Origin of the sequence: Bacillus sp. NPDC060175 (assembly GCF_042728695.1) — a bacterium.
Classification (GTDB): domain Bacteria; phylum Bacillota; class Bacilli; order Bacillales; family Bacillaceae_G; genus Bacillus_A.
In genome coordinates, this window is record NZ_JBHWYR010000007.1 from 109,728 (window position 1) to 133,158 (window position 23,431).

Here is a 23,431-nt window from a genome sequence, read left to right on the forward strand (position 1 = left end):
TCTATGATAAATAAAGAAGGTGAAGAACATGAGATTAGATAAATTATTAGCGAATATGGGACACGGAAGTAGAAAAGAAGTAAAGAAATTACTGAAAGACGGCGTTGTGAAAATTGATGGAACGCCAGTGAAAGATGCGAAGTTTCATGTGAATATAGAAGAGCAAGAGGTTATGATTCACGGTGAAGTTGTTGAATATAAAGAGTTTGTTTATTTAATGATGCATAAACCACAAGGTGTTATTTCAGCGACAGAAGATGATAACCACGAAACAGTAATAGATTTATTAGAATTAGAAGATGCGATTTTCGATCCATTCCCTGTTGGAAGGCTCGATATTGATACAGAAGGTTTCTTATTAATCACAAATGATGGGAAGTTAACGCATCAACTATTATCTCCGAAAAAGCATGTGCCGAAAAAATATTATGCACACATTTCAGGCGTTGTAACGGAAGAGGATGTAATAGAATTCGCTAAAGGTGTTATTTTAGAAGATGGCTATGAAACGAAGCCAGGCGAACTTACAATTTTAAAAAGTGATGATATTTCCGAAATTGAGCTTGTTATTACAGAAGGAAAATTCCATCAAGTGAAGCGTATGTTTGAAGCGGTAGGGAAAAAAGTAGTGTATTTAAAGAGAACAGAGATGGGACCTTTAATGTTAGATGAAGAGCTAGAACTTGGGCAATATCGTGAATTAACAGATGAAGAAGTAGAAATGTTAAAGACGTATCAAGTAGATAACGAAAAGTAACGCCAATTTCAGAGCATAGAAAAGACCCCTTTCTAATGAGTTAGAAAGGGGTATGTATTTATTTACATACAATTATTTTTTATTATGAGGTCATTCTCACTTTCTTTCCTGTCGTTGTCCACTTGCCGCGGCAAGGGCTATACACGAGTTCATTAAACTGCAACACATTTAGATCACGTTGTATCGTTCGCGGTGTGATCCCGAACTCATCTACAAGGTCTTTCGTTGTTACCGTACCGTTTTCATTGATGTACATATAAATTGATTTAATGCGTGTTAGCATACGAGTAGTTGTAGGTTTCAAGAGAAAACCGCTCCTCTACTAGTTTTTTTGACCCCATTCAGGAAAGAAGGTCGTTACTACCATTGTACTCTACATGATAAAATTCATGCTTTAATCTACTTAAATTTTACAAAAGTTTAACAAATATTCATATAGAAAAATATTGGTAGTTGACATTGTATATTTAGTCAGTCAACTAACTCATAAATTTCTACGTAAAACGCCAAATTCCTGCAAATTTTTTTGAGAAAATAAAAGAAAAACTAATAAGAAATATCTGAAAAATTACAATTGTTCGTTATTAGGTTTTCATGTATGGCATAAGAGATTTTCGTTTGCTATGATGAAAGAGACAATATAGTGAAGGATGGATGCGTGATGTCAACGATTAATTGGACAGAAGAAGTTACAAAACGAAAAGATGATTTAATTCGTGATACACAACAATTTTTGCAAATTAAAAGTGTATGGGAAGAAGAATCTGCGAAAGAGGGCGCGCCATTTGGTGAAGGTGTAGAAAAAGCCTTATCTTTCATGTTACATAAAGGAGAAGCAGAAGGTTTCACTTCTAAAAATTTAGAAGGATATGCAGGTCATCTTGAAATGGGACAAGGAGAAGAATTAGTAGGTATTCTTTGTCACGTTGATGTTGTACCAGAAGGAGATGGCTGGACAACTCCTGCGTATAGTGCAGATATTCGCGACGGGAAGATTTTTGCACGCGGTGCAATTGATGATAAAGGGCCGACGATGGCAGCTTATTATGCGATGAAAATCGTTAAAGAATTAGGCTTACCTCTTTCAAAACGTGTTCGTATGATTTTAGGAACAGATGAGGAAAGCAATTGGAAGTGTGTAGATCATTATTTTAAAAATGAAGAAATGCCAACAATCGGTTTTGCGCCGGATGCAGATTTTCCAATTATTAATGCGGAAAAAGGAATTTCTGACATACAAGTTGTGCAAAATGGTGGCGAAGAGAAAGACGGTGCATTTAAGCTTATTTCATTTGAGTCAGGTCGTCGTTTAAATATGGTTCCTGATTGTGCAGAAGCAGTTATTACAGGAGAAGATGTAAATGCACTTACAGTAGCATATGAAGAGTATTTACAAACTGCTAAAAAAATAGGTAAAGCAATTGTAGAAGGAAATACGGTGACGTTGCAAATCAAAGGGATTTCAGCTCATGGATCTACTCCAGAAAAGGGAGAAAATGCAGGTTTATTATTGGCAAACTTCTTAACGACAGTTTCTCTTGATGGAAAAGGGGCTTCATTTGCATCGTTTGTAACAGAAACATTTACAGGTGATATTCTTGGAGATAAAGCTGGTATTTCTTATAAAGACGATATTAGCGGCCCGTTAACGGTGAATGTTGGTCGCCTGTCTTATTCGCAAGAAAACGGTGGTAATTTAGGATTAAATGTACGCTATCCAGTTACGACTAACTTTGAAGAAACGATTGCAAAGTTAAAAGAATATGTTGGTACTCATGGATTTGAAGTAGCGGATTATTCTAACTCTCGCCCGCATCACGTTGACAAAGATCATACGTTAATTCGTACTTTGCAACGCGTATATGAAGAACAAACTGGTGAAAAAGCTGAATTGTTAGCAATTGGCGGTGGTACGTATGCTCGTTCATTGAAAGCTGGCGTTGCATTTGGCCCGCTATTCCCTGGAAAAGAAGAACTTGCGCATCAAAAAGACGAGTACATTGAAATTGAAGATTTATTAAAAGCAACAGCGATTTATGCGCAAGCAATTCATGAATTAGCGAAATAAAAGATATGTAAATAATAACCGCTCTCTACTTTAGAGGGCGGATTCTTTTTAGCTGAATGAGATAAGAAAGAAAAGCAACAATAACATAAAGGAGACGATGTAGATGGTGCCGCATTATTTTGTCGCAGTAACTTTACCACGTCATATAAAAGAAGTGCTCTCTAATTATAAAGAGGAAATGAAGGATGAATTACCATTTCGCTCGTGGGTACATGAAGAAGACTATCATATTACACTTTCATTTTTAGGAAGTGCGGCGCAGGAACAATTAGAAGGAATAAAGAATGGATTACAAATACTTACAGAAACAAAAGAACTATCGTTCACGTTACAAGGGTTTTCAACGTTTGGCCTAGAAGAAGAGCCGCGTATTTTTTGGGCGAAGGTAAGTGAGAATAATGATTTGGTTCAGTTGCAAAAACAAGTGCATACAATTTGTGAAGAAAATGGTTTCTCTCTAGAGACACGTCCTTATCATCCACATATTACTGTTGCTCGTAAATGGGTAGGAGAAAAAGTATTTGATCTGACAAATGTAAAAGATTTACCCGTAACATCATTTCGAGTAGATGCGATTACTTTGTATGAATCTCACGTTAAGGAAACGCCAAAGTATAGAACAGTTGCCGAAATAAAATTACAAAAATAGAATGTGTGAAAACGTTTTTTATACAGGTGAATATACTATAGGGAATAATGTGTTACTGTATAGAGCTTCGCGGATAAGAAAAGCCTTATCATTTGCAGCTCGTTTCATTTTAACTTTAAGAATGATGGTGATTTTTTATGTTGAAAGTAAAACGTCCATTTGATGCCTATTTAGATGAAATGAATAAAATTACAATTTTGCTCCCGCATGCGTATGGAACAAGCCGGACATTTCGTTTACAAGAAGGAAGCAATGTGAAAGAGTTACCGATTGTTCATACTATTGCTCTTTCAGATGCAACGAAGTATGAATGTTTTATAGAAGAGCCGCTAGATGTGGGGAAGTATTATACAGTACGGGATGAACGGAATGAAGAAACAGATTTACAAATAGGCGCTGTGATTCGAACAGTAGTTTTCGATGAAAAATATTATTACGAAGGTACCGACTTAGGTGCTGTGTATAAAAAAGAAGAAACAATATTTAAAGTATGGGCTCCGACCGCAAGGCTTGCGAAAGTACGGATTTATAAAAGTGATAAAGAATATATTGATTATGAAATGTACAGAGAAGAAAACGGAGTGTGGATTCATACATTACAAGGTGATCATGATGGAGCACGATATACATTCCTTGTTTGTATTAATTTAATATGGAATGAAGCGGTTGATCCTTACGCAAAGTCAGTGACTGTAAATGGGAAATACGGCGTTGTTATCGATTTGGAAAAGACGAATGTAACAAAACGAGAGGAATTATCACCATTACAGTCAATGACAGATGCCATATTGTATGAACTGCATATTCGTGACGCTACTATTCATCCAAACAGTGGAGTGAATAAAAAGGGAACATATAAAGGATTGATGGAAGAAGAGACAACGGGACGAAATGGGACATTAACAGGATTGTCTCATATAAAAGATTTAGGCGTTACACATGTTGAACTATTACCTTTACATTGTTTTGGTGGTATAGATGAAGTGAATCCTGCTTCCGCATATAATTGGGGATATAATCCATTATATTACAATATACCAACAGGATTTTATGTTACAAACCTTTCTGATCCATATAACAGGATAGTAGAGTGTAAACAACTAATTGAAACATTTCATGATCACGGCATCAGGGTGATTATAGATGTTGTATATAATCATGTTTATGAAAGAGAATTATCATCATTTGAGAAGCTTGTCCCGGGATATTATTTTCGTCATGGGGAAGATGGTATGCCTTCTAATGGGACGGGAGTTGGAAATGATATAGCATCTGAACGGAGAATGATGAGGAAATTTATTATAGAATCTGTTTTATATTGGCTTACTGAATACAATGTTGATGGATTCCGATTTGATTTAATGGGGATTTCAGATGTTGAAACGATGAATGCGTTAGAAAAAGAAGTGCGAAAAATAAAGCAGGATGCGCTGTTATTAGGTGAAGGATGGGATTTACAAACACCGCTTCCTCTTGAAGAGAAAGCGACGTTAAATAATGCGAATAAAATGCCATGTATCGCACAGTTTAATGATCAATTTCGTGATGGAGTAAAAGGAAGTGCTTTTAATATAAATAAACGTGGCTTTGCATTTGGTGGGCATGTAGACTGTAATCATTTGCAGTATATAGTAGCTGGTAGCCTTTTAAGTATGAAAGAAACAGGATTGTTCCTAGAGCCAATGCAAAGCATTAACTATGTAGAATGTCATGACAATATGACGATGTGGGATAAACTAGTGCAAAGTAATCCAGAATCAGAAGGAATTTTGAAAAGGCGTCATCGCTTAGCAACTGCAATGGTTATTCTTTCACAAGGGATTCCTTTCTTACATGCGGGGCAAGAGTTTTATCGTACGAAGCAAGGAAATGAAAATAGTTATAATGCAAATGATGAAATCAATCGATTAGATTGGGATCAAAAAGAAAAAGAGATGGAGACAGTTAACTATATAAAAGGTTTAATTGCGATTCGGAAGGAGCATGGGGCATTCCGATTAAAAAGCGCTGACCTTATAAAAAAGCATATGACTTTTTTGCAAACATCAAAAGAAGCACTTGCATACCATTTGCGAGATGTAGAATCTTTCGGACCGTGGAAAGAGATTGTTGTGCTATTCAATAGCGGTTTGCAGAATGAAATAGTTCAGCTCCCAAAAGAAGACAAGTGGCATATATTAGTAAACGAAAAGCAAGCAAAAACACAGCCAATTTCTTCATTTAGAGGAAAGGAACTTCAAATGGCTCCAACTAGCACGTATATATTGGCGATAATGTGACAAATCGCTACTTGACGATGAGAATATAATAAATGTAGAATTGACAAAGGTGACGATTTTGATAAGTTGTCATTCTATGAGTGATTTTGTAAAATAAACTAGAAGAACAGGTGATTTATCCTGTTTTCGGCTTATGCTAAGTTTTTTTCATTCAAATACAGTAAAATATATGAATCCACAACATGTGTAGAAATGTTGCGGTTTTTCTTTTCATAACTATAAAAGATAAGGATTTGTTAACGGGTAATGAATATGGAATGGTTGGAACAATTATTAGGAAAAGAGTGGAGTCTTATACCGGCTGGTGGAGTAACGGGCGATGCATATATTGCGCAAAACGGACAACAAAAGTTATTTTTAAAGCGGAATACATCGCCCTTTTTAGCGGTATTGTCAGCAGAAGGAATTGTTCCAAAATTACTTTGGACAAGAAGGGTAACGAACGGTGATGTAATTTCTGCTCAAAAATGGCTTCCGGGACAGAAGTTAGAGCAAGAGGATATGAAACTAGAACGTGTTGCGAAACTTTTGAAGAAAATACACTCCTCTAAAGCGCTTGTGCAGATGATTCAAAGGCTAGGAAAGCAGCCGCTTCATGCGCAAGAGTTATTACAACAATTACAGCTCGTTTTAAGAGGAGATATAAGAGTTGATGAAACAATTCAGCAAGGTCTTCAATATTTAACGGAGTCATTAAAAGATGTTGAGTACAATGAATTCGTTGTATGTCATTGTGATGTAAACCATAACAATTGGATATTGTCGGATGAAGATGAATTGTTTTTAATTGATTGGGATGGAGCTGTTATTGCTGACCCAGCTTTAGATCTTGGTATGTTATTATATTGGTATGTTCCGCGCCATGAATGGAGTGAGTGGCTCGGATATTATGAGGTTGAACTAGATGAATCATTGCTTAGGCGTATGAGATGGTATGTGATAGCACAAACGATTTTATCTATTCAATGGCACACAACAAAAAAGCAGCAAGCAGAAGCGAAATATTGGCACCAATATTTACAGCAACTACTTGCTTCAGAATAATACTTAAGAAAAATTGTCCATTCCAGCAATCCACTGAGTAAGTTGTTCTTGATTATTGGAAATATGGTTGTCCAAATTAGAGGAAGATTTACCCGATTGACTATAAGAATATACATCGTTTAGCATTGCTTTAGCGTCACTACTTATACTATCGTTTGCGAGTAACGATTGAATGAGGCGCTCTAATTGCTCGCATTCAGAAACTGTCCCGCAGCAATCACTTTGATGATTGATTAAAATATCTTTTAACACTTCTAATTGATGCTGTTGATTAATTGGCATGAACGGTTCATCCTTTCGAGTGTTTTTCTCTCCCTAGAAATGTAAGAGAAAAAGCTGTTTCGTCATGGAATGTTTAATGCTTTATGTAGTTTTTATCAAAATGGTACATCTTATACTTGAAAGAAACGGACCGAGTGCTCGTACGTACTTGGTTTTTTGTTTGATAGATTGATTAAAACAGAAAGAAGGAATTTTTCCTTTAAAATAGTTTTGTAAAGAGAGGGAGACATCTATGCGTTTAAGACATAAGCCTTATGCAATGGATCGAATTAATGAGTATTCACATATCGTAATTGGAAACCCAGAGGAGAGCGCTGGTAACTGGAAAGAAATATTTGGAAATGAACAGCCGATTCATATTGAAGTAGGTACAGGACGTGGACGCTTTATGTATGATATGGCAAAAGCAAATCCACATATAAACTATATTGGAATTGAAAAATTCACAAGTGTTGTTGTAGATGCACTTGATAAATTAATTGAAGAAGAAGTACCGAACTTAAAGTTAATTAATAAAGATGCTGAAGATTTAACAGTTTTCTTTGCGAAAGGTGAAATTGACCGCGTTTATTTAAACTTCTCAGATCCATGGCCGAAGAATCGTCATACGAAGCGTCGTTTAACGTATAAAGCATTTTTACGCAATTATGAAGAAGTGCTAGTAGATGGCGGAGAAATTCATTTCAAAACTGATAACCAAAGCTTATTTGAATATTCTCTTATGAGTATGGCTGAGTATGGTATGTTATTAACTTACCTTAGCCTAGATCTTCATAATAGTGATTATGAAGGAAACATTATGACAGAATACGAAGAGAAATTCTCTAGTAAAGGTCATCGTATTTACCGAGTTGAAGCAAAATATCGTACGGAGCCTATGCAGTAATGCATAGGTTTTTTATATGAAAAATAATCGGAATATTATGTTAAAATTAAATAAAAAAGGGGGATGGGATATGGAACAGTTACAAATTGGAAATATAAAAGTGACGTGGCTAAAAGGTGGGAATACACATTTAGATGGAGGCGCGATGTTTGGAGTTGTGCCAAAAGTACTTTGGTCACGTAAATATAAACATAATGATACAAATCATATTTATTTGCGAACAGATCCGTTACTCTTGCAAACGAAAGAAGGAAACATGCTTATTGATTCAGGGATAGGGAACGGTAAATTGAATGAGAAAATGAAGCGGAATCAAGGTGTAACAGAAGAATCATCAGTTATGGAATCTTTAGAAAAACTGGGACTGCAGACTGAAGATATTCATTACGTCTTAATGACACATCTCCATTTTGACCATGCATCTGGTTTAACAAAATGGGAAGGTGACCAACTTGTGCCGGCGTTTCCGAATGCGAAAATTTACGTAAGTGAAACAGAATGGAATGAGATGAGGAACCCTAATATTAGATCACGTAATACATATTGGAAGGGAAATTGGGAGCCAATTGTAGATCAAGTTGTTACGTTCCAACAAGAATTAGACATTACAGATGAAATAAAAATGGCGCATACGGGCGGTCATAGTGATGGACATGCAGTTATCGCTTTGGAAAGTCAAGGTGAAACGATGCTTCACTTAGCGGATCTATTGCCGACGCACGCACATCAAAATGTACTATGGGTAATGGCCTATGATGATTATCCGATGACATCAATTGAAAATAAGCAAAAGTGGATGGAATATGGTGCTGAAAAAGAGGCGTGGTTTACGTTTTATCATGACGCATATTATCGTGCGGTGAAGTGGAATGAGGAAGGGCATATTGTAGAAAAAATAGAGAGAAAAACGAGTGTAGAAGCTTAAAAAAGAGGAGATTGTTCAAAAATATTTGTTGGAACAGCCGCCTCTTATTATTGATCGATATTATTATCAGATTTTGTCGGTAAATCGATATATTTAAAAAATCGCCGATATAATTTTAATTACTATCGGCGATTTTTAAAAAAAAAAGAGGTTCACCTAACGGGAAACCTCCTTTTTATGCTGCTATAACTTCTAAGACAGTACCTGTTTTAGCATCAACTAAAAATTCAAATCGTTCTTGTATATCATCTAACATCGTTGTAAGACCGCCGCGATAAACTTCGTACGCGACATCATATTTTTCAAATGTCTCTGGAACCATATGTACCCAAGAGCCAGTAATTTCACCTTTATGACTTAATGCTTGTTTCACCATTTTCAATGCTTTTTCTGAAGAAATATGGGATTGTTCTTGTACTTTGTTTGCAACGAAATAACCAGCTGCGAACCCAACGCCAAGACCTGTGACTAAACCTTTCCAGCTCATATATTCACCTCAATTCTGTAAAATAAAAATAGTGTACCAATAATAATTATAATGCAAATGCAACTAAAAAAGAAGAAACTAGAAACATTTCGAAAATTTCGTTACAATAAAAGAGGTATTCTACTAAGGTTTGAAAGAAGGGGACTTCGTGAATAAAGAGACATTACAATTATTTCGTACGTTAACAGAATTACAAGGTGCATCAGGTTTTGAACATGATGTGCGCCGTTTTATGAAGCAAGAATTAAGCAAATATGCTGATGGAATTGTGCAAGACGGTTTAGGTAGCGTATTTGGTCTGAAAAAAGGGGACGAAACTGGCCCGCGCGTTCTTGTAGCAGGTCATATGGATGAAGTAGGTTTCATGGTTACGCAAATTACGAAAAATGGGATGCTTCGTTTTCAAACGTTAGGTGGCTGGTGGAGCCAAGTACTATTAGCTCAGCGTGTACAAGTTATGACGAAGAATGGTCCTGTTATTGGGGTTGTTGGTTCTATTCCGCCTCATTTATTAAGTGATGCGCAACGTGCAAAACCGATGGATATAAAAAATATGTTAATTGATATAGGTGCAGATAGTTATGAAGATGCGATTGAAATTGGCATAAAGCCAGGGCAACAAATCGTGCCAATCTGTCCATTCACGCCGATGGCAAATGAGAAGAAAATTATGGCGAAAGCTTGGGACAACCGCTATGGGTGTGGTCTTGCTATCGAATTGCTAAAAGAATTAAAAGATGAAACATTACCAAACACATTATACTCTGGTGCGACTGTACAAGAAGAAGTAGGTCTTCGCGGAGCACAAACTGCTGCAAATATGATTCAACCAGATATTTTCTATGCGCTTGATGCAAGTCCAGCAAACGATGCATCTGGTGATAAGACGCAGTTCGGTCAATTAGGAAAAGGCGCTCTTCTTCGCATTTATGACCGCACAATGGTAACACATAGAGGAATGCGCGAATTCATTTTAGATACAGCAGAAACACATAACATTCCGTACCAATACTTTATTTCACAAGGTGGTACAGATGCGGGCCGTGTACATACAAGTAACTCTGGTATCCCATCAGCAGTAATTGGTGTTTGTGCACGCTACATTCATACACATGCTTCTATTTTACATGTTGATGATTATGCGGCAGCGAAGGAATTAATTACGAAGCTTGTGAGAGCGACGGACAAAACGACGTTAGAGACAATTAAGAATAACGCGTAGAAAGGAAGGGGGAAAAACCCCTTCTTTTTTTAGGTTAAATAGATGACCCAGCGATGAATGGGAGCGGTCAGTGCCTAGTTGGTGCTCGAGCGATGTATTAAGACCGCGGGTAGGAAGAGAGAGGAAGGCTGTTTTTGGAAAACCTTTTCTTTTTTTAGGTTGAATAGATGACCCAGCGATGTGTGGTGGCGGTTAGTGCTTAATTGGTGCTTACTCCGAATAGATAGTGAGAGTATGATCTATTTTAACGTTCGAGTCCCGAAGTTGTGAAAGTGAAAAGTTTGAATGTAGAAGGAATATGAGTGTGAATTTATATAGAGGTGAATGAAATGAAGGTAGTAGTTGGATCGAAGAATAAAACGAAAGTTGGGGCTGTGGAGAAGGTTTGGAAAGATGCTGAAATTACATCTCTTTCTGTTCCATCAGGAGTAGCAAACCAGCCTTTTTCAGATGAAGAGACGATGCAAGGAGCAGTAAATAGAGCGAAGAGAGCATTGCAGGAAGGTGCAGCTCATATCGGCATTGGGCTAGAAGGTGGCGTTATGAAAACGGAGCATGGGTTATTTATGTGTAACTGGGGCGCTTTAGCGACGATTGACGGTAAAACATTTGTTGCGGGTGGGGCACGTATTAAGTTACCAGACGATTTTTTAGCACCGCTTGAAGAAGGAAAAGAGCTAAGTGAAGTGATGGAAGAGTTTGTAGAGCGAAAAGATATTCGTAGTCACGAAGGTGCTATCGGTATTTTTACAGATGATTATGTCGATCGAACGGAATTATTTGTACACGTTGTTAAGTTACTTGTTGGGCAATATAAGTATGATGAAAAGCAAGCATAAACCTTGCACCATGCGCGATGTATGGTAGTATAAAGAAAAGATTATAGTGTGAAAAAGTGCACTCGTTAGAGGAGGAAATATAGATGAAATCATTAGAAAGCATGGAACAATTCCAAGAATTAAAAAATGAAGAGAATGTAGTCTTCATGTTCTCAGCAGAATGGTGCCCAGATTGCCGTTTCGTTGATCCATTTATGCCAGAAGTAGAAGAGAAGTATAGTGATTTCTCATTTTACTATGTAGATCGTGATGAGTTTATTGATCTATGCGTGAAAGTAGACGTATTTGGCATTCCAAGCTTTGTAGCGTACAATAAAGGTGAAGAAACTGGACGCTATGTAAATAAAGATCGTAAAACACAAGAGCAAATCGAAGAGTTTATTGAAGGTTTAAAATAAGACAATTAGCCAATTGAATTGTAAAAACAACCTCTACCTTCGCGGGGGAGGTTATTTTTTTGGAAGGGAGGAAAAAGAGATGAAAATGACAAGTAAAAAGATGAAAGACGAGTTAATGAAGAAATTATCTCGACCAGAATGGGACTTTCATTATGATAGCGAGAAAGAAGTTCTTCGTATTGAACAAACAGACTCGAAAAAAGGTATTAACGTATCACTTCCAGGAGTAGTTGCAAAATGGGAAGTGAACAAAGAAAAAGCGATTGAAGAGGTCGCTTATTACGTACAAGAAGCGCTAATTGCAATGCATAAAGAAGAAAATAGCACGGCGAAAATTTTACCTGTTATTCGCTCTACTTCTTTCCCGAAACAATCAGAAGAAGGAAATCCGTTTATTATGACGGACCATACGGCGGAAACACGTATTTACTATGCGCTAGATTCTAATAAAACGTATCGATTAATTGATGAGCGCTTATTGCAAAAATTAGAGCTTACAGAGGAACAAGTACGTGAAATGGCATTATTTAATGCTCGCTCATTAGGCTATGAATTTAATCAGGACACAGTAGCAGGTAATACATTCTACTTTTTAAACACAAATGATGGATACGATGCGAGTCGTATTTTAAACGAATCGTTACTACACTCGATGCGTGAAAAGATCTCTGGTGATATGGTTGTTGCAGTTCCTCACCAAGATGTATTAATTATTGCTGATATCGTCAACGAAATCGGTTATGATATTATTGCACAAATGACAATGAAATTTTTTGCCGAAGGGCATGTTCCGATTACATCACTTTCATTCGTATATGAAGATGGGGACTTTGAACCAATCTTTATTTTAGCGAAGAATCGGAAGAAGACAGATGGAAAAGAGAAAGGATGAACGAAGTGAACGTTTTTTACAACCTTGAAGGAATTGGTGACACTTTAATTGTTACCTTACAAGATATTACTTTAGAAAACCGTACATTTGACCGCAAAGGAGATGTTGCTCGCGTTTATGATCGTGAAAGCAACGTAACAGGAGGATTCAACATCTTTAATGCGTCTTCTTATGTAGAAGTAACAGACAACGGAAACGTTACATTAACGAAAGAGTTTGTTGAAAAAATTAACGACATTTTAGCAAAGAACGGCTTTGAAGAAAAAGTAGAAGCTGACTTCACGCCGAAATTTGTTGTAGGCTATGTAGCTGAAAAAGAAAAGCATCCAAATGCTGATAAATTAAACATCTGTACAGTAGAAATCGGTACAGAAACATTACAAATCGTTTGTGGTGCACCAAACGTTGATGCAGGACAAAAAGTTGTCGTTGCAAAAATCGGTGCGGTAATGCCAAGCGGTATGTTAATTAAACCAGCTGAACTTCGCGGTGTTCCTTCTTCTGGAATGATTTGCTCTGCACGTGAATTAGAGCTTCCAGATGCTCCAGAAGAAAAAGGTATTCTTGTATTAGAGGATAGCTTTGAAGTTGGACAAGAGTTTAAATTTTAATTGATATTAGAAAAGTAGTCTCGCATACGTGAGGCTATTTTTTTTGTGCGGAACTCCTAGCATTGTAACGTTTCCTCTCAAAATCTATATTGTATTTTAAAAATAGATTAGGTAAAATTTAGAAAAATAGAAGGGGGTAGACGTATGAAACAACAACTAAAAATCGCAGAACTTCTGAAACGAATTGAAACTTCAAAACAACAAGATATCGAATTAGGCTCCTATGAAATATATGTTTTTAGCGAAAGTGAATTAGAAAATGGACAAATCAGTTACCGATATGATAAACATAAAAATTCATTAATAAGTAAAGAAAATGGAAGATGGCAAGAAGGATGGATTGTGATTGGATATGAAACAGATATGGGCGATCCAGTTTTCGTGAACGTTGATGATGACGCGTATCCGGTTTATACGGCAGAGCGCGGTACAGAAACGTGGCAGCCAGTTTATATTGGAAATATGGATGAGGTTATAAAACAATTATAAGAAGAACTTTGAGTCCGGTGCAAAGTGATGGGAGAGAAATATGAAGTATATAAAAATAATGAGCATGATTGCATTCATTGGAATATACATGGGAGGTTGCTCACAAGAACAACCGAAAAAAGAAACACCATCTTCTACACAAGAAAAAAACAAAGCTAACAAAGAAGACGCACCGGTAGAAAAGCAGCAAGTAGAACAAGAAAAGAAAGAAGAACCGCAAGCAATTCAAACGAATGAGCAAGTTGAACTTAAGCAGGAGGAAGTGTCGGCCAAAGAAAAGACAGAGGAAATCCCGCCGGCGCAGGTGACTGAACAGCCCGTACAAAATAATGAACAAAAAGTAGAGAGTAAGGAGAAACAAGAAAAGTTTCTCGTCGTTATTGATCCAGGGCATCAACAAAAAGCGAATTTAAATTTAGAGCCAATTGGTCCAGGAGCAACTACGCAAAAATATAAAGTAACAGACGGAACAGCGGGAGTTGTAACGAAAAAGAGGGAATCAGTTCTTGTATTAGAGATGGCTTTTATATTGAAAGAAAAACTGGAAGCAAAAGGTATACAAGTATTGATGACGAGAACGTCACATGAGGTTGATATAAGTAATAAGGAACGAGCGACATTCGCGAATGATCATAAGGCGAATTTATTTTTACGTCTTCACGCGGACGGTTCTGAAAATCCAAACCAAAGTGGGTTCGCTGTATTGACGCCAGCAGAAGGAAATCAATATACGAAAGAAATCTATGCTGAAAGTCTTCAAGTCTCTCAAACAATTGTAAATAAAATGAGGGGAAATCATCAGGTGAAAGTAAATGGAATTAAATTTCGAGATGACCTTTCTGGATTTAATTGGTCGAAAGTACCTGGAGTACTATTAGAACTCGGATTTATGTCAAACCCAGAAGAAGACAAAAAATTATCAGACCCACAGTATGTAAATTCTTTATTACAAAGCGTGACGGATAGTGTAGATGAATATCGGAAAAATAAAGCTTAAATTGCAGTCTTATATGGAAGGCTGCTTTTTTCTATATACAAAACACTCGTAAATTAGAATATTATGGATAAAGTTAATATGCTTAATTTTACCTGCACTTTTTTCCGAATGCTGATACAATAAAGGTTGTTACTATTTAGTAGAAAGAGTGGTAAGCATGTTAGATTGGATGAAAAAGCTGTTTAACAAAGAGGAAGAAAAAACAGCGATGAATAAAGAAGTACCAAAGCAAATTGTAAGTCAGCCGAAAATTCCTCGTGTAAACCACTACACTGAAGCAAGAGAAGCACAAATGGCAAGTCGGAATGCAGGGAAATGTCGTTTTCCACTAATACCAGATAATGGCTTCGATGAGGAGGATGTAAGAGAACTGCCTAACTTTGAAGAACAACCTATTCAAAGAGGAACATATGAAGAACAGCCTACTCAAAGAGGAACAAAAGTGGAAAGAAGCAGACGACCGTATGTGGAAACAGAAGCACCTACATATGAGGAACCGGAATTGCAATATGAACCGGAACCAGAGCCTGTCGTAAAAAAAGCATTCGTACCGTCGCAAGAAAGTAACCGTAGACCATTTCGTCCAACAGAAATGATTTCTCCAATTTATGGATATAACCGTCCTTCAGTAGAAACGAAGGTTGTGCAGGAGGAAGAAAAGGAAAGAGAAGATCTTGAAATATCTGTTGAAGGAAAAGCTGTTGTTGACGCATGGTTAGAGAAAAAAGGATATACATTATCTGACTTTTCGGAAGTTCTACAAGGGAGTTCATCAGTTAAGAACGGAGTGAACGAACGAAGTAATAAAGTAGAAGAAAAATCGGTTGTGGATGCATGGTTAGAGAAAAACGGTTACGAAGTTGAACGTCAAGCCCCTTCATTAGAAGAAAGCCTAAGTGATGATTTGCTTCATAAAACAGTAGGACAGCATGTGGAAGAAGAGGCTACAATTGTACAAGCCTTGAAGCAGGAGCAAGATGTAGTGGCGTTATCATCTACAGAAGATAACGAAGAAACTTTACAAGAAGAGTCAATAGATTCTAAAGTAGAGCGTGTGTATTCGATATTAGCAGAAGAAAATGAATGTAATACAGAAATAGAAGAAATTGTTGCTGAAGTTGCAGCAAATCAAGTCGAAGAAGAAACCTTAGAAGATGTAGTGATTGTAAAAGCAGATGAAAAGCTTGAAGAAACAATTACTATAGAAATACCAGATGCTTTTGAAGAAGAAGTTGTGGAGTTAGAAGAATCTGAGGAAGCAGAAGAAGATGCGGAGTTAGAAGAATCTGAGGAAGCAGAAGAGGTTGCGGAGTTAGAAGAATCTGAGGAAGCAGAAGAAGTTGTGGAATTAGAGGAATCTAAAGAAGCAGAAGAAGATGCGGAGTTAGAAGAATCTGAGGAAGCAGAAGAAGTTGTGGAATTAGAGGAATCTAAAGAAGCAGAAGAAGATGCGGAGTTAGAAGAACCTGAGGAAGCAGAAGAAGATGCGGAGTTAGAAGAACCTGAGGAAGCAGAAGAAGTTGTGGAATTAGAGGAATCTAAAGAAGCGGAAGAGGTTGCGGAGTTAGAAGAATCTGAGGAAGCAGAAGAGGTTGCGGAGTTAGAAGAACCTGAGGAAGCAGAAGAAGGTGCGGAGTTAGAAGAACCTGAGGAAGCAGAAGAAGGTGCGGAGTTAGAAGAACCTGAGGAAGCAGAAGAAGATGCGGAGTTAGAAGAACCTGAGGAAGCAGAAGAAGATGCGGAGTTAGAAGAACCTGAGGAAGCAGAAGAAGATGCGGAGTTAGAGGAATCTAAGGAAGCAGAATCAGTTACGGAATTCGCATTAGAGGAAACACCGCAAGAAGAAGTAATTGAAGAAGCGATGAATACAGAGTCGTTAGAAAATATAGCAGTTGAAGAGCAACCAGTGATTTCTCAGCAAGAAACAATTGAGTTCATGGAAGAAAGTGAAGTATTCGTACCAGTTTCAGAAGCAGATGAGCAAACGAAGAAAGATGTTCAAAGCTTTGCGAATGTTTTAATTGAAGAAGCTGAAGAAAAGAAACAAGTTGTTGAAGAACAGCCTGCTGCACAAAAAGAAGAGCCGAAACGTGAGAAAAAGCGTAATGTTCCATTTAACGTTGTCATGTTAAAACAAGACAGAAAGAAGTTAATGGAAAGACATGCGGTACGAGCGAACGTAACGCAATCTACTGTCGGTGAACGAGTAACGGAAAAACCGATGCAGCAAGTAGTGGTAGAAACCCAAGTAGAAGAAAAACCGATGCAGCAAGTGGTAGTAGAAGCCCAAGCGGAAGAAAAGCCAATGCAGCAAGTAGTAGTAGAAGCTCAAGTGGAAGAAAAGCCAATGCAGCAAGTGGTAGTAGAAGCCGAAGCGGAAGAAAAGCCAATGCAGCAAGTGGTAGTAGAAGCTCAAGTAGAAGAAAAACCGATGCAGCAAATGGTAGTGGCACCACAAGTAGAAGAAAAACCGATGCAACAAGTAGTGGTGGCTGAACAAGTACAAGAGCCAATTTCAAGTACGGAAGTACAAGAGAAAGCATATGTTGTAAATCAAAAAGAGAACGATATGCGCAACGTACTACAAACGCCGCCGAAGTATGAGCTTCCGTCATTAACGTTGTTGTCGATTCCACAGCAGGCAGCATTAGATAATACGGAGTGGCTAGAAGAACAGGAAGAATTATTAAATACGACATTTAATAATTTCCATGTTGGAGCACATGTTATTAATGTGTCACAAGGGCCGGCGGTAACTCGTTTTGAAGTACAACCAGACCCAGGTGTGAAAGTAAATAAAATTACAAATTTAAGTGATGATATTAAGTTAAGTTTAGCTGCGAAAGATATTCGAATTGAAGCACCAATTCCAGGGAAGAGTGCAATTGGAATTGAAGTTCCGAACAAGGAAAGTAAGCCAGTATTCCTTCGTGAAATTTTAAGAAGTCCTGTATTTACAAAGAGTGAATCACCGCTTACAGTTGCGCTGGGGCTTGATATTTCAGGTGATCCAATTGTAACAGATATTCGAAAAATGCCACATGGACTTATTGCGGGTGCAACTGGTTCAGGGAAAAGTGTGTGCATTAACGCGATTTTAACGAGCATTTTATATAAAGCGAAGCCGCATGAAGTGAAGTTGATACTAATTGATCCGAAGATGGTTGAGCTGGCACCATACAATTCTGTTCCGCATCTTGTAGCACCTGTTATTACTGACGTAAAAGCAGCTACAGCTGCGTTAAAGTGGGCGGTTGAAGAGATGGAACGTCGTTATGAATTGTTTGCTCATGCTGGTGCTCGTGATTTAACTCGTTACAATACGATTGTAAGTGGGAGAGAAATCCCAGGTGAGACATTACCTTATATTGTAATCGTCATTGATGAGTTAGCGGACTTAATGATGGTTGCTCCTGGTGATGTTGAGGAAGCGATTTGTCGTATTGCACAAAAAGCTCGAGCTTGTGGTATTCACTTATTAGTTGCGACGCAGCGTCCATCTGTAGACGTTATTACAGGTTTAATTAAATCAAACATTCCAACGCGTATTTCATTTACGGTATCATCTCAAGTTGATTCGCGTACGATTATCGATATCGGGGGCGCGGAGAAATTACTTGGCCGTGGTGATATGCTATTTTTAGGAAACGGCACATCTAAACCAGTTCGTGTACAAGGTGTATACGTATCAGATGATGAGATTGAAAGAACAGTTGATCATGTGAAAAAGCAAATGAAGCCAAACTACTTATTTAAGCAAGAGGATTTATTAGCAAAATCAGAGCAGAGTGAGTCTGAAGATGAACTATTTTTTGATGCATGTCAATTTGTTGTAGAGCAAGGGGGAGCGTCCACATCTTCTGTACAGAGAAAATTCCGCATTGGTTATAATCGCGCGGCACGTCTAATTGAAGAGATGGAATCGCAAGGGATTATTTCTGAAGCAAGAGGAACGAAACCGAGAGATGTCCTTATTTCCGAGGATGAATTTGCCGCTATGCAGGAAACGAATGTATAGTAAACGGTTTTGCTGTATACTAAGAGAAAATGTTGGATAGTAAAGTAGGGAGTAAAGCGACATGAAAGAAATTGAATTAAAATTAAAAGGTGAAATAAATCGACTAACAAATAAAACATTTAAATTTGATGAACGTGTTGGAGAAGGCTGGTTCTCTGCCGTTTACTTTTTAAAAACTAGAGAAATCATTGAAGAATTTCGCCCGGAAAGTGTTGTAACAATGCAGTTTTTCCAAAAAGAACATTCAGTTCTTTGCGGAGCAGATGAGGTAATCGCATTGCTACAAACATTCGCCAAAAATCCTGAGAAATTAGAAATTCATTCTTTAAAGGATGGCGATAATATTAGTCCGTTTGAAACAGTTTTAACAATTCATGGTCCTTATGAATACTTCGGCTTTTTAGAAGGTGTAATTGATGGGATTTTAGCTCGTCGTACATCAGTTGCGACAAACGTATATAACGTTGTCCAAGCTGCACGTAGTGTAGATAAAGAAAAACCGGTTATTTTCATGGGAGATCGTGACGATCATTATACTCAACAAGCTGGTGACGGTTATGCGGCATACATCGGAGGTATGAGCGCGCAAGCGACGCATGCAATGAATGAATGGTGGGGCAGAAGTGGTATGGGGACGATGCCTCACGCTTTAATTCAAATGTTTAATGGTGATGTTGTTGAAGCAGCAAAAGCATATCATAAAAAATTTCCAGAAGATGAATTAGTCGTACTAATTGATTACAACAATGATGTCATTACAGATGCACTTCGCGTAGCGCGTGAATTTGGATCAACATTAAAAGGTGTACGTGTGGATACGTCTCGTACAATGATTGATCAATATTTCATTCGTCATCCAGAAGTACTTGGAACATTCGATCCGCGTGGTGTAAATCCATCACTTGTATTTGCTCTTCGTAAGGCTCTTGATGAGGAAGGTTTCCAACATGTAGATATCGTTGTAACTGGTGGGTTTGATGAGAAACGTATTCGTGAATTTGAAGCTCAAAATGTTCCTGTCGATATATACGGAGTAGGAAGTAGCTTATTAAAAATGAATATTGGTTTTACTGGTGATAATGTAGAATTAGATGGAAAACCAGAAGCGAAAGCTGGTCGTAAATACCGTCCAAATCCACGTCTAGAGCGTGTTCAATTAGAAACAAAAGAAGATATGTAAAAGCGAGAAAAACTGATAGGTGATTGACCCTATCAGTTTTTCTGTTATCATAGTATAGCGGCTTGTTTTTTGCTATAATAAATGTGTTATGGACATAAAAAAAGTACGTACGAGTTTATCACTGATAAGTGAATATAAAAAGAAATTCACTGCATCAGAAATGTATGATGATTACCAAAATAAGAAAAGATTCATATACTGTCTTATAGATAGGCCGTTGTATTAGTTCGAAATGTTGGAGGTTCTTTAAGATGACAGTTTACCATTTTGTAGGAATTAAAGGAACAGGAATGAGTTCATTAGCACAAATTCTTCATGACATGAAGCATACTGTTCAAGGGTCTGATTATGAAAAGCGTTTCTTTACACAAACAGCATTGGAAAAGCGTGGTATTTCCATCCTTCCTTTTGATAAAAATAATATTAAAGAAGGACAAGTGATTATCGCGGGAAACGCATTTCCTGATACGCATGAAGAAATCGTAGCAGCAAAAGAATTAAATATCCCAGTACATCGTTATCATCACTTCTTAGGTGATCTTATGAATCAGTACACAAGTGTTGCAGTAACTGGTGCACATGGAAAAACATCAACTACAGGTTTGTTAGCCCATGTAATGCAAGGCGCACACCCAACATCTTACCTTATTGGAGATGGAACTGGGCATGGGGTAGAAAATAGTAAGTATTTTGTATTTGAAGCTTGTGAGTATCGTCGTCATTTCTTGTCTTACTATCCAGACTATGCAATTATGACAAATATTGATTTCGATCATCCAGATTATTTTTCAGACATCAATGATGTATTTAATGCATTCCAAGAGATGGCATTGCAAGTGAAAAAAGGTATTATTGCATGTGGTGATGATGAAGAACTTCAAAAAATTCAAGCGAAAGTACCTGTTATTTTCTATGGATTTGGAGAAGATAATGATTTCCAAGCACGTAACATTCAAAAGAGAACTGATGGTACTATATTCGATGTATTCGTTCGTAATACGTATTATGACACGTTCAAAATTACAGGATACGGCGATCACAGCATATTAAATGCATTAGCAGTTATCGCGCTTTGCCATTACGAAGACGTTGATGTAGAAGCGGTTAAACATCAACTAACAACATTTGAAGGTGTTAAACGTCGCTTTAATGAAAAACCGATGGGAGAGCAAGTTATCATTGATGACTATGCACACCATCCGACAGAAATTAATGCAACGATTGAAGCAGCTCGTCAAAAACATCCAGAGCGTGAAGTTGTCGCTGTATTCCAGCCACATACATTCTCACGTACAGAAAAATTCTTAGATGAGTTTGCAGAAAGCCTAAGCAAAGCTGACCAAGTATACTTATGTGATATTTTCGGATCGGCGCGCGAAAACAAAGGTGAATTAACAATTGAGGATCTGCAAAAACGTATCGATGGCGCAGAGCTAATTACAGATACAACAACAGAGGTATTAAAGAAACATAAAAACGGCGTTCTTATTTTCATGGGCGCAGGTGACATTCAAAAATTCGAAGCAGCTTACGTAAAAGAAGTTCAAGTTGCAGAGAAGTAAGAAGAAAGACGCATAGCTATGGCTATGCGTCTTTTTGTTGTGTTCGATTTTTATTTATGTATTGACCTGGAGTTAACTCTAGGTTGTAAGATAAACATGTGAAAACAAGGGGGAGAGAATATGTATAAAATCGGTGAAGTAGCAGAGTTAACGGGGATGGGTATTCACACTTTGCGCTATTATGAGAAATTAGGCTTATTACCACCACCAAAGCGAAATAGTGGTATTCGGCAGTATACAGAAGGAGATGTACGTTTATTAAAGTTTTTATATTCATTAAAGCAAACCGGCATGTCATTAGAGGAGATGGCCGAGTTTGCAAGTGACGGATGCATTATAGAGGAGATTAGACAGAGAAAAGAGGAAGTACCTGCGAAAGTGAAAAAGAGGATTTCAATTTTAACCACACACTTAGGTCGTTTAAAGGAACAGCAGGAGCAATTGCAAAAAGTCGTCGAGTTAACAGAGGGGAAATTAGAAATTTATTACGGCTTTCTGGAAGGGAAAGATGTGGAGGGTGACAATGAAAAATAAAGTGTATGCTCAGTTATTAGGGTTTGCGATTTTCACTGGTGGGACATTTAACGCTTCGAAATATGCTGTACAATATTTCGGGGCGATTCATATAGCGGCATGGCGTTTTGGAATTGTTGCACTTGTGATGTTATGTCTTTTAAAAATACGAAAAGATTTTGAGTTAGAAGTATGGAAACAGAATAGTGCTTATTATCTTTTGCTTGGTATAGTTGGTGTATTCGGCTTTAACTTCTTTTTCTTTTTAGGAATGAAACATACAGAAGCAATTAATGGAGCGCTTATTATGGCGACAAATCCACTTGTTACGACGTTATTAGCAAGTGTAATTTTACGAGAGAAAATAGTGAAGCGCCAAGCGATTGGAATGTTACTTGCACTACTTGGTGTTGTCTTTGTCCTTACACAAGGTTCGCTTGCAATACTACAAAATTTATCGTTTTCAAAAGGCGATTTATATATTTTATTAGGGAATATTTGCTGGGCACTATACGGCGTATTAAGTAGAAGATTTATTAAGACGGGTAGTCCAATACAAACGACGACATATACGATGATTATTGGGGCACTTGCTTTTATTATGATATCTTTCACGCAAAAGAGTGTAGTACCAGTGTTAGAAATCCCTCTATTAGCTTGGATATCTATCATCTTTATGGCAATTGGAATGAGTGTGCTTGGTTACTTATGGTGGAATAATGGAATCGCTCAAATTGGTGCAGCGAGAACATCTTTATTTTTTAATTTAGTGCCCGTTGTTACTATAATTATTTCTTTTGTAGAAGGAATAAATGTAACAGCCGCACAATGTATAGGGATAATATTAGTTATTACGGGAGTACTATATTCTTCTGGCTTTATTAAGATAAGATCGAAAGAAAGTGTGAATATTTAACATTTTCCACCTGTAGATGTTAGAATAATAAGAAAAATAAAAAGGGGCTAAAAAACATGTTCACACTCCGAGTAGATGATGAAATCGAACTACAACTATTAGAAAAACATCATAAAGAGGAATTATATCAATTATTGGATCAAAATCGTAATCATTTAAGAAGATGGCTCCCTTGGGTGGATGGGACGAAATCTGCTGATGCGTATGATGATATTTTTCCGATGTGGTTAAAGAAATTTGCAGAGGGAGACGGTTTTGAAAGTGGTATACGTTATAAAGGAAAGCTCGTTGGGATGGTGGGCATTCACCCGGTGAGCTGGGTAAAAAAAGCGACGAGTCTTGGATATTATCTTGCAGAAGATGCTGGTGGAAAAGGTATTATGACGCGAAGTGTGAAGACTGTGCTTCATTATGCAT

General features: G+C 37.4%; 23 protein-coding genes. 20 read left to right on the forward strand and 3 right to left on the reverse strand.

Annotated elements, in window-relative coordinates; translation table 11 throughout:
- Positions 1-28: 28 nt before the first annotated feature.
- Positions 29-757, forward strand: a complete 729-nt coding sequence (locus ACFWDE_RS06380; protein WP_377890850.1) for a pseudouridine synthase — start codon at positions 29-31, stop codon at positions 755-757.
- Positions 758-839: 82 nt separating this feature from the next.
- Here the strand turns inward: ACFWDE_RS06380 and ACFWDE_RS06385 are convergent, their stop codons facing one another.
- A complete protein-coding gene (locus tag ACFWDE_RS06385) occupies positions 840-1,061 on the reverse strand; it encodes a DeoR family transcriptional regulator (protein WP_000805512.1) in 222 nt (73 codons plus the stop codon).
- A gap of 357 nt (positions 1,062-1,418) precedes the next feature.
- Between ACFWDE_RS06385 and pepV the strand changes: the two genes are divergently transcribed.
- From pepV to ACFWDE_RS06405, 4 genes are all read left to right on the forward strand, one after another.
- On the forward strand, positions 1,419-2,825 hold the full coding sequence (gene pepV / locus ACFWDE_RS06390; protein WP_377890852.1) for a dipeptidase PepV: 1,407 nt from the start codon (positions 1,419-1,421) through the stop codon (positions 2,823-2,825).
- Positions 2,826-2,928: 103 nt separating this feature from the next.
- Positions 2,929-3,474 carry an RNA 2',3'-cyclic phosphodiesterase gene (gene thpR, locus ACFWDE_RS06395; RefSeq protein ID WP_377890854.1) on the forward strand — a complete coding sequence of 182 codons (546 nt, stop codon included), beginning with the start codon at positions 2,929-2,931 and terminating at the stop codon, positions 3,472-3,474.
- Positions 3,475-3,611: 137 nt separating this feature from the next.
- Positions 3,612-5,753, forward strand: coding sequence for a type I pullulanase (gene pulA / locus ACFWDE_RS06400; RefSeq protein WP_377890856.1), 2,142 nt, complete (start codon positions 3,612-3,614; stop codon positions 5,751-5,753).
- A 246-nt stretch (positions 5,754-5,999) separates the two neighbouring features.
- Entirely contained in the window at positions 6,000-6,797 is a 798-nt protein-coding gene (locus ACFWDE_RS06405) for a phosphotransferase family protein (protein ID WP_002145333.1), read from the forward strand.
- Between the two features lie 3 nt (positions 6,798-6,800).
- Here the strand turns inward: ACFWDE_RS06405 and ACFWDE_RS06410 are convergent, their stop codons facing one another.
- On the reverse strand, positions 6,801-7,079 hold the full coding sequence (locus ACFWDE_RS06410) for a YtzH-like family protein (protein WP_002112336.1): 279 nt from the start codon (positions 7,077-7,079) through the stop codon (positions 6,801-6,803).
- A gap of 232 nt (positions 7,080-7,311) precedes the next feature.
- Here ACFWDE_RS06410 and trmB point away from each other — a divergent pair, with 232 nt between their 5' ends.
- Positions 7,312-7,965: a tRNA (guanosine(46)-N7)-methyltransferase TrmB gene (trmB, locus tag ACFWDE_RS06415; protein ID WP_377890859.1), complete on the forward strand. Its 654-nt coding sequence runs from the start codon at positions 7,312-7,314 to the stop codon at positions 7,963-7,965.
- Between the two features lie 70 nt (positions 7,966-8,035).
- The gene (locus ACFWDE_RS06420) at positions 8,036-8,890 is read left to right on the forward strand and encodes a YtnP family quorum-quenching lactonase (RefSeq protein WP_377890861.1); all 855 of its coding nucleotides are present in this window, start codon (positions 8,036-8,038) and stop codon (positions 8,888-8,890) included.
- A 175-nt stretch (positions 8,891-9,065) separates the two neighbouring features.
- On the opposite strand, the gene ACFWDE_RS06425 is transcribed toward ACFWDE_RS06420, so the two are convergent.
- Entirely contained in the window at positions 9,066-9,377 is a 312-nt protein-coding gene (locus tag ACFWDE_RS06425) for a PepSY domain-containing protein (protein ID WP_002145337.1), read from the reverse strand.
- A gap of 148 nt (positions 9,378-9,525) precedes the next feature.
- On the opposite strand from ACFWDE_RS06425, the gene ACFWDE_RS06430 reads away from it, so the two are divergent.
- The 13 genes from ACFWDE_RS06430 to ACFWDE_RS06490 all read left to right on the forward strand — a co-directional run.
- A complete protein-coding gene (locus tag ACFWDE_RS06430) occupies positions 9,526-10,599 on the forward strand; it encodes a M42 family metallopeptidase (protein ID WP_377890863.1) in 1,074 nt (357 codons plus the stop codon).
- Between the two features lie 329 nt (positions 10,600-10,928).
- Entirely contained in the window at positions 10,929-11,438 is a 510-nt protein-coding gene (locus tag ACFWDE_RS06435) for a DUF84 family protein (RefSeq protein ID WP_002145339.1), read from the forward strand.
- An 83-nt stretch (positions 11,439-11,521) separates the two neighbouring features.
- Positions 11,522-11,836: a thioredoxin family protein gene (locus ACFWDE_RS06440; protein ID WP_002015619.1), complete on the forward strand. Its 315-nt coding sequence runs from the start codon at positions 11,522-11,524 to the stop codon at positions 11,834-11,836.
- A gap of 79 nt (positions 11,837-11,915) precedes the next feature.
- Positions 11,916-12,728, forward strand: coding sequence for a DUF1444 domain-containing protein (locus tag ACFWDE_RS06445; RefSeq protein WP_215572115.1), 813 nt, complete (start codon positions 11,916-11,918; stop codon positions 12,726-12,728).
- Complete coding sequence (gene ytpR / locus ACFWDE_RS06450) at positions 12,725-13,339, forward strand: YtpR family tRNA-binding protein (protein ID WP_002112328.1); 615 nt, start codon at positions 12,725-12,727, stop codon at positions 13,337-13,339. The genes ACFWDE_RS06445 and ytpR overlap by 4 nt, the downstream gene beginning before the upstream one ends.
- 144 nt (positions 13,340-13,483) lie before the next feature.
- Positions 13,484-13,828 carry a thiamine transporter gene (locus tag ACFWDE_RS06455; protein ID WP_377890867.1) on the forward strand — a complete coding sequence of 115 codons (345 nt, stop codon included), beginning with the start codon at positions 13,484-13,486 and terminating at the stop codon, positions 13,826-13,828.
- 40 nt (positions 13,829-13,868) lie between these two features.
- On the forward strand, positions 13,869-14,825 hold the full coding sequence (locus ACFWDE_RS06460) for an N-acetylmuramoyl-L-alanine amidase (RefSeq protein WP_377890869.1): 957 nt from the start codon (positions 13,869-13,871) through the stop codon (positions 14,823-14,825).
- 157 nt (positions 14,826-14,982) lie between these two features.
- Entirely contained in the window at positions 14,983-18,843 is a 3,861-nt protein-coding gene (locus ACFWDE_RS06465; RefSeq protein ID WP_377890871.1) for a DNA translocase FtsK, read from the forward strand.
- A gap of 61 nt (positions 18,844-18,904) precedes the next feature.
- Positions 18,905-20,023, forward strand: coding sequence for a nicotinate phosphoribosyltransferase (locus ACFWDE_RS06470; RefSeq protein ID WP_377890873.1), 1,119 nt, complete (start codon positions 18,905-18,907; stop codon positions 20,021-20,023).
- A gap of 251 nt (positions 20,024-20,274) precedes the next feature.
- Positions 20,275-21,585, forward strand: coding sequence for a UDP-N-acetylmuramate--L-alanine ligase (gene murC / locus ACFWDE_RS06475; protein WP_377890875.1), 1,311 nt, complete (start codon positions 20,275-20,277; stop codon positions 21,583-21,585).
- A gap of 120 nt (positions 21,586-21,705) precedes the next feature.
- On the forward strand, positions 21,706-22,119 hold the full coding sequence (locus ACFWDE_RS06480; RefSeq protein WP_377890877.1) for a MerR family transcriptional regulator: 414 nt from the start codon (positions 21,706-21,708) through the stop codon (positions 22,117-22,119).
- The gene (locus tag ACFWDE_RS06485; protein WP_377890879.1) at positions 22,109-23,014 is read left to right on the forward strand and encodes a DMT family transporter; all 906 of its coding nucleotides are present in this window, start codon (positions 22,109-22,111) and stop codon (positions 23,012-23,014) included. Before ACFWDE_RS06480 ends, ACFWDE_RS06485 begins: the two co-directional genes overlap by 11 nt.
- A gap of 56 nt (positions 23,015-23,070) precedes the next feature.
- A partial coding sequence (locus tag ACFWDE_RS06490) for a GNAT family N-acetyltransferase (protein WP_377890881.1) occupies positions 23,071-23,431 on the forward strand: 361 nt, incomplete at its 3' end.

Coding starts and splice junctions, on each gene's coding strand:
- trmB (WP_377890859.1), top strand. CDS start 7,312: ATGCGTTTAAGACATAAGCCTTATGCAATGGATCGAATTAATGAGTAT.
- ACFWDE_RS06460 (WP_377890869.1), top strand. CDS start 13,869: ATGAAGTATATAAAAATAATGAGCATGATTGCATTCATTGGAATATAC.
- ACFWDE_RS06410 (WP_002112336.1), bottom strand. CDS start 7,079: ATGCCAATTAATCAACAGCATCAATTAGAAGTGTTAAAAGATATTTTA.
- ACFWDE_RS06435 (WP_002145339.1), top strand. CDS start 10,929: ATGAAGGTAGTAGTTGGATCGAAGAATAAAACGAAAGTTGGGGCTGTG.
- ACFWDE_RS06440 (WP_002015619.1), top strand. CDS start 11,522: ATGAAATCATTAGAAAGCATGGAACAATTCCAAGAATTAAAAAATGAA.
- ACFWDE_RS06380 (WP_377890850.1), top strand. CDS start 29: ATGAGATTAGATAAATTATTAGCGAATATGGGACACGGAAGTAGAAAA.
- ACFWDE_RS06445 (WP_215572115.1), top strand. CDS start 11,916: ATGAAAATGACAAGTAAAAAGATGAAAGACGAGTTAATGAAGAAATTA.
- ACFWDE_RS06465 (WP_377890871.1), top strand. CDS start 14,983: ATGTTAGATTGGATGAAAAAGCTGTTTAACAAAGAGGAAGAAAAAACA.
- ACFWDE_RS06480 (WP_377890877.1), top strand. CDS start 21,706: ATGTATAAAATCGGTGAAGTAGCAGAGTTAACGGGGATGGGTATTCAC.
- pulA (WP_377890856.1), top strand. CDS start 3,612: ATGTTGAAAGTAAAACGTCCATTTGATGCCTATTTAGATGAAATGAAT.
- thpR (WP_377890854.1), top strand. CDS start 2,929: ATGGTGCCGCATTATTTTGTCGCAGTAACTTTACCACGTCATATAAAA.
- ACFWDE_RS06470 (WP_377890873.1), top strand. CDS start 18,905: ATGAAAGAAATTGAATTAAAATTAAAAGGTGAAATAAATCGACTAACA.
- ACFWDE_RS06485 (WP_377890879.1), top strand. CDS start 22,109: ATGAAAAATAAAGTGTATGCTCAGTTATTAGGGTTTGCGATTTTCACT.
- ytpR (WP_002112328.1), top strand. CDS start 12,725: ATGAACGAAGTGAACGTTTTTTACAACCTTGAAGGAATTGGTGACACT.
- pepV (WP_377890852.1), top strand. CDS start 1,419: ATGTCAACGATTAATTGGACAGAAGAAGTTACAAAACGAAAAGATGAT.
- ACFWDE_RS06420 (WP_377890861.1), top strand. CDS start 8,036: ATGGAACAGTTACAAATTGGAAATATAAAAGTGACGTGGCTAAAAGGT.
- ACFWDE_RS06425 (WP_002145337.1), bottom strand. CDS start 9,377: ATGAGCTGGAAAGGTTTAGTCACAGGTCTTGGCGTTGGGTTCGCAGCT.
- ACFWDE_RS06455 (WP_377890867.1), top strand. CDS start 13,484: ATGAAACAACAACTAAAAATCGCAGAACTTCTGAAACGAATTGAAACT.
- murC (WP_377890875.1), top strand. CDS start 20,275: ATGACAGTTTACCATTTTGTAGGAATTAAAGGAACAGGAATGAGTTCA.
- ACFWDE_RS06405 (WP_002145333.1), top strand. CDS start 6,000: ATGAATATGGAATGGTTGGAACAATTATTAGGAAAAGAGTGGAGTCTT.